The following is an 8,711-nucleotide window of genomic DNA, read 5'->3' as shown; positions in this document are numbered from 1 at the left end:
GCCCAGGGCCGACCGACCGCCGCGGGCGGCCCACCCGCGGGCTCGCTCCGTGATCCGGTGGGCGGGGCATAATGGCGGCTCGGGCGAGGGATCAGCGGGAGGCACCGACGTGGCCGTGACGGACGAGGCAATCGAGAAGATCAAGGCGATGATCCTCTCCGGCAGCCTCAAGCCCGGTGACCGACTGCCCAAGGAGCCTGATCTGGCGGCGCAGTTGGGCCTGTCCCGCAACTCGCTGCGGGAGGCGGTGAAGGCGCTGTCGCTGCTGAACGTGCTCGATGTCCGGCAGGGCGACGGCACCTACGTGAGCAGCCTGGCGCCCTCGCTGTTGCTGGAGGCCCTCACCTTCATCCTGGATCTGCACCAGGACGAGTCGGTGGTGGAGCTCTTCCAGGTCCGCGCGGTGCTGGAGTCGGCCGCGACGGGATGGGCCGCCCAGTGGGCGACCGAGGAGCAACTGGCCGAGATGGCGCGGCTGCTGGACGGTCTCGGGTCGGACCCGACGGTGGAGGAGCTGGTCGCCAACGACCTGGAGTTCCACCGGCTGATCGCGCGGGCCGGGGGCAACACCGTACTGGCCTCCTTGCTGGACGCCCTGGCGCACCGGACCGCCCGGGCCAGGGTCTGGCGCGGCGTGACGCAGGAAGCGGCCGTCGAACGCACCATGGCGGAACACCGCGGACTGCTCGACGCGCTGGTCGCGCACGACGTGGAGACGGCGAAGGCCCGGGCCACGGCACACGTCTGCGGTGTGGTGGACTGGTTGCGGAAGGCGCTGTGAGGCCTGCATCGCAGTGACCGGGCGGTGCAGTCCCATGAGGTGACGAACCGTCAGTTGTCCTGGCGGTTCGCCCAGAGCGTCGGATCGTTCACGTTGTCCTTGGTGACCAGGGGAGCGGGGAGCTGGTCCTCCAGGCCGTTGGGCAGCAGGACGATCGTGGAGTTGTGGTCGGTGGGGCCGGCCTGGAAGGTCTTGCCCGCGGCGGCGGCCTGGGCGTAGTACAGCGCGTACTTGGCGTACAGGTCGGCCGGTTGGGAGACGGTCGCGTCGATCTCGCCCTTGCGGATCGCGTCGTACTCCTGGGAGATCCCGTCGTTCGAGACGATGGTGAGGTGGCCGGTCTGGCCCGCCGGCTTGAGCAGGCCCTTCTGCTGGAGCAGCGTGAGCGTCGGCTGCAGGAAGACCCCGCCGGCCTGCAGGTAGAGGCCGTTCAGGTCGGGATCGGTGGCCAACGTGCTCTGCAGCTTGTCGGTGGCGACGTCGGCCTTCCAGTCCGTGGGCAGCTCGATCACGCGGATGCCGGGGAACTCGGTGCGCATGCAGTACGCGAAGCCCTGCGAGCGGTCGTACCCGTTGATCGAGTCGAGGGCACCCTGGAGTTCGGCGACCTTGCCCCTGCCGTGCAGCTGCTTGCCGAGGAACTCGCAAGCCTTCGTGCCGTAGGACCGGTTGTCCGTGCGGACCACCATGTAGGTGTTGCCGCTCTCCGGCACGGTGTCCACGCTGACCGTGCTGATGTGCTTCGCGAAGAGGTCGTCCAGCAGCATGGTGGTGGTCGTGGTGTCCTGCGGCGCCATCACGATCGCCTTGGGGTGCTGGTTCGCGAGCGCCTTGATGTTGGCGGTGAACTTGGCGCTGTCGCCGTCGGACTGGGTGACCGGCAGGACGTTCAGCCGGTCGGCGCCGATGTCCTGCTGCAGGTAGCGTGCGTAGGCCTTCCAGAAGTCCGAGTCGGCACGCGGGACATCGACCCCGATGGTCGCCGGGTGAGCGGCCGACGAGGTGGCGGTGGTGCTGCAGCCGGAGAGGGTGCCGGACAGCAGCAGGATGGTTCCGCCGACTGCGGTCGTGGGTGCGAGGGGTCTCTTCAACGGTCGGACCGTCCTGGGGGTCGAGTCGGTAGCGGCGGAGTCGATCGGGAGTCGGCGGCCGGCCGGTCCGCCGTGGAGCTGTCGGGGCGCGCCGGACGGCCCGAGGAACGGTGCTGCTGTGGCAGTCGACGAGGACGGCCCAATCATCGGATGGATCGTCAGCAGGCAGGACTTTACGAGCCTGCAAGAGCGCTGACAAGAGGAGGCCTCCGAGGAATGCCAAGCCGTGACATCCGGGCTTCTTTCCTGGTACTGGCCGAGCATGATGGAGGCTCGGGAGGCGCAGCGAAGGAATCCTCGGGCGGTGGAGGTCCGGCTCGTACGGTCAGGATGTGCCGATAGATAGGATGTATGGCGCGGCGAGTCGGGATCCCCCGTGCAGCGCGCCGAGTGCCGCACGGGTACGGCGGGCCGCACTCGGCGGTGACGGCGGTGGCTTCCGAAGCGCCGCGCGTGCCATCTCCCCGACCCGCCCGCCGGTATGCCGGGGGCGCCCAGCCGCCACGCCGGCGACCTCGTGCGCAGTCGCGGAGCGGAACCGCACGCCCCTCCGGCGGGCAGGCCAGTACGGGTGGCTACTTGAGCGGCGTGCCACCCGAGTTGCGGTAGGCGGTCGTCTTGTTGATCAGGTTCCCGCCGTCGGACTCGACCGTGGTCTGCTCCTGCTGCCCCGGGCCGAACAGGAGGGCGGCGACGTGCGCGTTCGCCACCTGGTCCAGGTGCGAGAAGAGCCAGTCGACCTTGTCGTCCTTGTAGTGGCCGAAGGTGTTGTTCTGCGCCGTGTTGCCCAGGGGGATCTGCCACAGGACCACCGGCTTGCCCACCGACTCGGCCATCATCTTGTACCAGCCCAGCGCGGCAGCGGCCTTCTGGTCGTTCCAGAAGGTGTCACGGCCGCCGTTGGCCGGCACCGCGTACCAGCCGGCGTCGCGGTCCACCACGTCGGCGACCAGGAAGTCGGCGTTCTTCGCCCCGAGGTCCGCGTAGTCCGAGGCGCACTTCTGCGGGTTGCTCTGCCAGTCCCAGCAGGTGAGGTGGAACCCGGCGCCCGTGTTGGGCGCGTACTCGTGGGCCATCGCTATCAGGCACTGGGCCAGGCCGGCGGCGCTGTTCTCCTGCGAACCGCAGTCCGTCGGGTTCGCAGCCCTGACCTGCGCGGCGACCTGGTGCGGGTTGCCGAGCGACCGGACGTAGCCCCAGAAGTCGGGCTCAATGTCGATCATGTCCTGCGAGGTGCCGATCTTCTGGAGGAAGAAGCGGTAGTCGTTCAGGTAGCGGGTGAGCAGGTCGGCCCTGTTGATGGCGGTGACCTCGCCCGGACCGTCGCCCTGGCCCGCCGCGTCCCCGAGGTCGCGCAGCGAGTACCAGGTCCAGAAGTTCTTCTGCGGGCGCGACTTGCCCTGGTACGTCGCCTTGGCCTGGTGGTCGTCGCCCCAGGTCACGTAGAAGCCGGGCGCCGTGGTCTCGCCGCTCCAGCAGCCCCACCAGCTCGACCACGAGGCCTTGCAGAGCGATGCCGTGTAGTAGTCCGACGAGGGCGCGGGCCGGCTGTGCACGTAGGCGTACCGCACGTCGAACGGCGCGGAGGTCGCCGAGGAGTCGTTCATCATGCCGCCGATGAGCACCGTGCTGCTGCCCATGAAGCTCTTGGCCGGACTGCCACCGCCGGCGGTCGGAGCCACCGGAGAGGCGGGGGAGGCCGGCGGCGCCGAGGCCGGGCGGGTACTGCTCGGAGCCTGGCTCGCCGGAACGGTGCCGCCCGGCCCGGCGGGCCCGGTGGGCGCGGCGCTGCTGCCGGAGCTGCCCGTGTTCCCGGTGCCGCCGACACTGCCGGCCGGGACGAGCTGCCACTGCTGGTCGGCGCCGCCCGAGTCGTGGTCCTGGGTGATGCGGCCGCCGTCGGCCTCGGAGCCGTTCCGGACCTCGACGGCCAGGCCGCTGTGACGGTTGATCAGACGAAGGTAGCCGTCCGGCGACTTCTCCACCTGGAACTGCTGGTTGGCGCCGTTCAGGTCGTGCCACTGCCCCAGCTCGGCGCCGGCGGTCTGCGACCAGTTGTAGACGTCCAGCACCTTGCCGGAGCTGCGGTTCTGCAGCCGGTAGGTCCCGTCGCCCGAGTCGATGAACCTCCACTGCTGGTTGGTCCCGCCGTTACGGCTCCACTGCGCGAGCGAAGCACCGTCGTAGGCGGCGAAACCGAGGTCGTCCAGTACCTCGCCGCTGCTGCGGTTGACCAGCACGTACCAGGCGTTCGTGTCCACGGTTCCCGCCGAGGCCGTGTTGACCACGACCACGGAACCGCCCACGACCGCCACGGCGACGGCTGCCCAGAGACTCCGCCGCCGGTACAGCCGACGGCCGCGGTGCGTCTGCCGCTGACCCGGAACGACCGAGCGGGACGACGCGCGACGGCGGGCGCGCCCACCGGGCGAGGCCTCCGGCGACGTGGAGGGGTGAGGGAACATGTCGGTGCTCTCTTTCGACCGTTGTCTCCGTCCGGAGCGCCTGTCCGGACATCCCCCAGTTGTCACCGCCCCGGGAAAGGTTGCCCCGGTGCCCGCAGATTCCTCGGGCACCGCCCTGCCAAGCAGGGTTACCTGCCGTGGGCCGCCGCGCGGCGGCGTCCGGGGAGCACCGGGACGCAGCCGGTGGAGACGGTCGGTAGGCCGCCGACGGCGCTGCGCACCGCGTTGCCGCGCCGGTCGCACGTTCTTCCTCCGGCTCCCGGTGCGGCTCGGCGGCCTGACGGAGCGTCGCGTCCGTCGGCCCGGTCAGTGGGCGGTCAGCACCAGCGCGAGGGCGATCAGGGCCGGAACGGTCTGCACAAAGATGATCTTCCGGCTCGCCGTGGCGGCGCCGTACGCGCCCGCCACCGCCACGCACACCAGGAAGAACACCTTGGCCTGGAAGCCCACCGGGTCGGACGCCACCGCGCCCCACACCAGACCGGCGGCGAGGAAGCCGTTGTACAGACCCTGGTTGGCTGCGAGTGCCTTGGTCTGGGTGGCGAACTCGGGGGTGGTGCCGAAGGCGGCGCGACCCCTCGGACCGGTCCACAGGAACATCTCCAGGACCAGGATATAGGCGTGCAGGGCGGCGACGAGCAGGACCGCGACGGTGGCGATGGTCGACATGGGGATCATGCTCACACACGGGCGGGGCGGCCCGGGGGCGGCCCCGGTGCGGACTCGCGGACGGTCAGGCGGGTGGGGAGGATCAACGGGCTCGGGTCCTGGCCGTCGATCGCCGCCAGCAGGACGCGGGCCATCTCCTGGCCGAGCGCGCGCACCGGCTGGTGAACGGTCGTCAGCGGCGGGTCCGCGTAGGCGGCGCTCGCGAGGTCGTCGAAACCGATCACGGCGACGTCGTCGGGGACCCGTCGACGGTGCCGGCGCAGCGCGTGCAGGGCACCCAGCGCCATGTTGTCGTTGGCGGCGAACACCGCATCGAGGCCTGGCTGTTCGGCCAGCAGCCGCTCCATCGCGGCCTCGCCGCCGGCCCGGGTGAATTCGCCCGGGGCCAGCCCGGCGGGGGCCAGCCCGGCCAGCGTCAGCGCCTCGCGGAAGCCGCGCTCGCGTGCGACGGCCGCCTGCAGATCCGGCTGACCGGTGATCATCGCGATGGTCCGGCGCCCGTCGCGCAGGAGGTGTTCGACGGCCGACCGCGCGCCGCCCCGGTTGTCCGGGTCCACGTACCAGCGGGGCGTACCGGTCAGCGGCAGGCCGCCGAAGACGACCGGCAGCTCCGTCTGCTCGGCCAGGCGGACCAGGGGATCGTCCCCGTGCACCGCCATCAGCATGACGCCGTCCGCCCGGCGGGAGCCCAGCAGGCGGCGCAGGCGCTCCTTGCCGCGCGCCGAGTCGGCCAGCAGCAGGATCAGCTCCAGCTCGGCCTGCTCCAAGGCCGAGCTGACGCCCACGGTCACCTCGGCGAAGAACGGGTCGGCGAACAGTCCGGGCTGATCGCTGGAGACGGCCAGCACGACGGTGCCGGCCCGGCGGCTCGCCAGGGCCCGTGCGGTCGGGTTCGGCACGTACCCGAGCTCGCGGACGGCCTGCTCCACCGCGGCGCGCTTGGCCTCACTGACGTACGGCACGTTGTTGATGACCCGGGACGCCGCCGCACGGGAGACGCCGGCCAGGGCGGCGACCTCGTCCAGGGTGGGCTGGCGTGGTGGGGAGGTCTCCATCGTGGTTGTCGAACCTCCTGCCGAAGGGGAAGCGTCCGGGCCTGCTGTGCCCTGTGGGAGCGCTTCCACAGTGTAGGGCACGCCGGGCTGCTCCTGTCGAGCACCCGTCCAGCGCCGGAATTCTGGGGCTTGGTGCTGTTGAACCAGGTCTGCCGACCGTCTTGACAGCGCCTTGCGGGCGGCCCAATCATCTGGCTTCTGGAAGCGCTCCCACACTTCCACCATCCACCCAGCCTCCACCCACCCCACAGCGGAGGAAACGCCATGCGCCGTTCGCGCCGCAGGCTGTCATTGCTCGTGGCAGCCTCGCTGACCGCACTCCTGGCCACGGTCCACCCCGGCACCGCCTACGCGGCCGACCCCACCACCCTGACCCACGGCTTCTACGTCGACCCCGGCTCCAGCGCCCAGCAGTGGGTCAACGCCAACCCCGGCGACGGCCGGGCCGCCGCGATCCGGAGCTCGATCGCCAACGTGCCGACGGCACGCTGGTTCGGCAACTGGAGCGGCACCATCGGCACGGCCACCGGCGCCTTCGTCGGCGCGGCGGCCGCCGGCGGCACCCTGCCGGTCCTGGTCGCGTACAACATCCCCAACCGGGACATCTGCGCCGGACAGTCCGGCGGCGGCGCCGGGTCCGACGCCGCCTACGACAGCTGGATCGCCGCCTTCGCCAGCGGCATCGGCACCCGCCCCGCCGTGGTCGTCCTGGAGCCGGACTCGCTGGGCGACGAGAGCTGCATGACGGCGGCCCAGATCTCCGAACGCAACGCGCTGCTGCGCAACGCCATCGCCCAGTTCAACGCCAAGGCCCCGAACACCTGGGTCTACCTGGACGCCGGCAACCCCGGCTGGCTCAGCGCCCCGACCATGGCGCAGCACCTGGCCGACGCCGGGGTCGCCGGGGCCCACGGGTTCTCGCTGAACGTGTCCAACTTCTACAGCACCTCGCAGAACACGGCGTACGGCAACGCCGTCAACGCGGCCCTGCAGTCGGCGAGCGGCTTCACCAAGCCGTACGTGATCGACACCAGCCGCAACGGCAACGGGTCCAACGGCCAGTGGTGCAACCCGGCCGGCCGCAGGACCGGCACCCCGACCCAGCTGGGCGGCGGCGCCGAGATGCTGCTGTGGGTCAAGGCACCCGGCGAGTCCGACGGCAACTGCGGCACCGGCGCGGGAAGCAGCGCCGGACAGTTCCTGCCCCAGGTCGCCTACAACCTGATCTACGGCTACTGAGCCGTCACCGACCCAGAGGAGACTCACGTGAGTCCGCGCATTCCCCGCCCGTTGGTGCCCCTCGGCATCGCCGCCCTGCTGGCGGCGGTCGCCGTCCCCGCCCCGGCCCAGGCCGAGAGCGGCGGCAGCCACACGCTGCCGGCCGGGACCCGTTTCTACGTGGACCCGCACAGCGACGCGGCGCAGCAGGCCGTCAGCGACCTGCTGCACCACGACGTCGCCGGCGCCGCCGCGATGGCGACGCTCGCCAGCTGGCCCGAGGCCCGCTGGTTCACCGACGGCACCCCGGACCAGGTGACCGACCAGGCCCGTTCGCTGGCGCGCAGCGCGGCCCGCACCGGAACCGTTCCGGTCCTGGTCGCCTACGACATCCCGGGGCGGGACTGCTCCCAGTACTCGAGCGGGGGAGCCCAGTCCGACGCCGACTACCAGGCCTGGATCGCCGGGCTGGCGCACGGCATCGGCCGCAGTCGGGCGGTGGTGGTCCTCGAACCCGACGCCCTCGCCAACCTGCCCTCCGACTGCTCCCCGACCACCGACCCCACCGGGGCGCTGACGGCCGGACGGCTCGCCGATCTGCGCTACGCCGTCACCGTGCTGGAGCAGCAGCCGAACACCACCGTGTACCTGGACGCGGGAAACAGCCACTGGCAGAGCGTGGGCACCGCGGCGCAGCGCCTGCTGCAGGCGGGGGTCGAGCAGGCCCAGGGCTTCTCGCTGAACGTGTCCAACTTCTTCGCCACCGACCGGTCCGACCGCTACGGCACCTGGGTGTCGAACTGCCTGTGGTACGCCACGAAGGGCCCGGACTACGCGCACGGCCACACCGACTGGTGCGCCAGCCAGTACTACTCGCCGACCGCCCCCAACGACGGCCTGCCGGGGGACTCCGTGAACGCGGACGACCCCAGCACCTGGCACTGGACCGACCTGTGGTTCCAGCAGAACGTCGGGACCCCGCCGGCGGAGGAGCTCACCCACTTCGTCGTCGACACCAGCCGCGACGGACAGGGCGGCTGGACCCCGCCGGCCGGCAAGTACGCCGGCGACCCGCAGACCTGGTGCAACCCGCCGGGCCGGGGGATCGGTGACCGCCCCACCGCCGACACCGGCACGCCGCTGGTCGACGCCTACCTGTGGATCAAGACCGTCGGCCAGTCGGACGGGCAGTGCAACCGCAACATCCCCGGTGGGACGGTCGATCCGGAGTACGGCACCGTCGATCCGCCGGCCGGCGCCTGGTGGCCCGCGCAGGCGATGACCCTGGTGCGGAACGCCAACCCGGCGCTGACCTTCAACACCGGCTTCTGAGCCCGGGTGTGGGGGTGTGGGGCCCGGTCCCGGGGCGTGTCCCCGGGGCCGGGCCCCGCACCGGTTCGACGGCTGGTCAGCCGAGGGTCCACTTCTGGTT

General features: G+C 71.5%; 7 protein-coding genes. 3 read left to right on the top strand and 4 right to left on the bottom strand.

The features are described from left to right. Positions 1-109 precede the first annotated feature (109 nt). Complete coding sequence (locus tag ACFW1A_RS34755) at positions 110-781, top strand: FadR/GntR family transcriptional regulator (RefSeq protein ID WP_380416324.1); 672 nt, start codon at positions 110-112, stop codon at positions 779-781. Positions 782-831: 50 nt separating this feature from the next. On the opposite strand, the gene ACFW1A_RS34750 is transcribed toward ACFW1A_RS34755, so the two are convergent. The 4 genes from ACFW1A_RS34750 to ACFW1A_RS34735 form a co-directional block, all read right to left on the bottom strand. Then, a complete protein-coding gene (locus ACFW1A_RS34750; protein WP_380416322.1) occupies positions 832-1,872 on the bottom strand; it encodes a sugar ABC transporter substrate-binding protein in 1,041 nt (346 codons plus the stop codon). 575 nt (positions 1,873-2,447) lie between these two features. After that, on the bottom strand, positions 2,448-4,178 hold the full coding sequence (locus ACFW1A_RS34745) for an RICIN domain-containing protein (protein ID WP_380416320.1): 1,731 nt from the start codon (positions 4,176-4,178) through the stop codon (positions 2,448-2,450). A gap of 465 nt (positions 4,179-4,643) precedes the next feature. After that, entirely contained in the window at positions 4,644-5,006 is a 363-nt protein-coding gene (locus tag ACFW1A_RS34740) for a DUF1304 domain-containing protein (protein WP_380416318.1), read from the bottom strand. A gap of 11 nt (positions 5,007-5,017) precedes the next feature. Continuing rightward, positions 5,018-6,061 carry a LacI family DNA-binding transcriptional regulator gene (locus ACFW1A_RS34735; protein WP_380416316.1) on the bottom strand — a complete coding sequence of 348 codons (1,044 nt, stop codon included), beginning with the start codon at positions 6,059-6,061 and terminating at the stop codon, positions 5,018-5,020. Positions 6,062-6,325: 264 nt separating this feature from the next. Here ACFW1A_RS34735 and ACFW1A_RS34730 point away from each other — a divergent pair, with 264 nt between their 5' ends. Continuing rightward, complete coding sequence (locus tag ACFW1A_RS34730) at positions 6,326-7,300, top strand: glycoside hydrolase family 6 protein (protein WP_380416314.1); 975 nt, start codon at positions 6,326-6,328, stop codon at positions 7,298-7,300. 27 nt (positions 7,301-7,327) lie between these two features. Continuing rightward, positions 7,328-8,611, top strand: coding sequence for a glycoside hydrolase family 6 protein (locus ACFW1A_RS34725; protein ID WP_380416311.1), 1,284 nt, complete (start codon positions 7,328-7,330; stop codon positions 8,609-8,611). Positions 8,612-8,711 lie beyond the last annotated feature (100 nt).

Origin of the sequence: Kitasatospora sp. NPDC058965, assembly GCF_042741245.1 — a bacterium.
Taxonomy (GTDB): domain Bacteria; phylum Actinomycetota; class Actinomycetes; order Streptomycetales; family Streptomycetaceae; genus Kitasatospora.
This window is presented reverse-complemented; position numbering and strand designations above follow the sequence as displayed.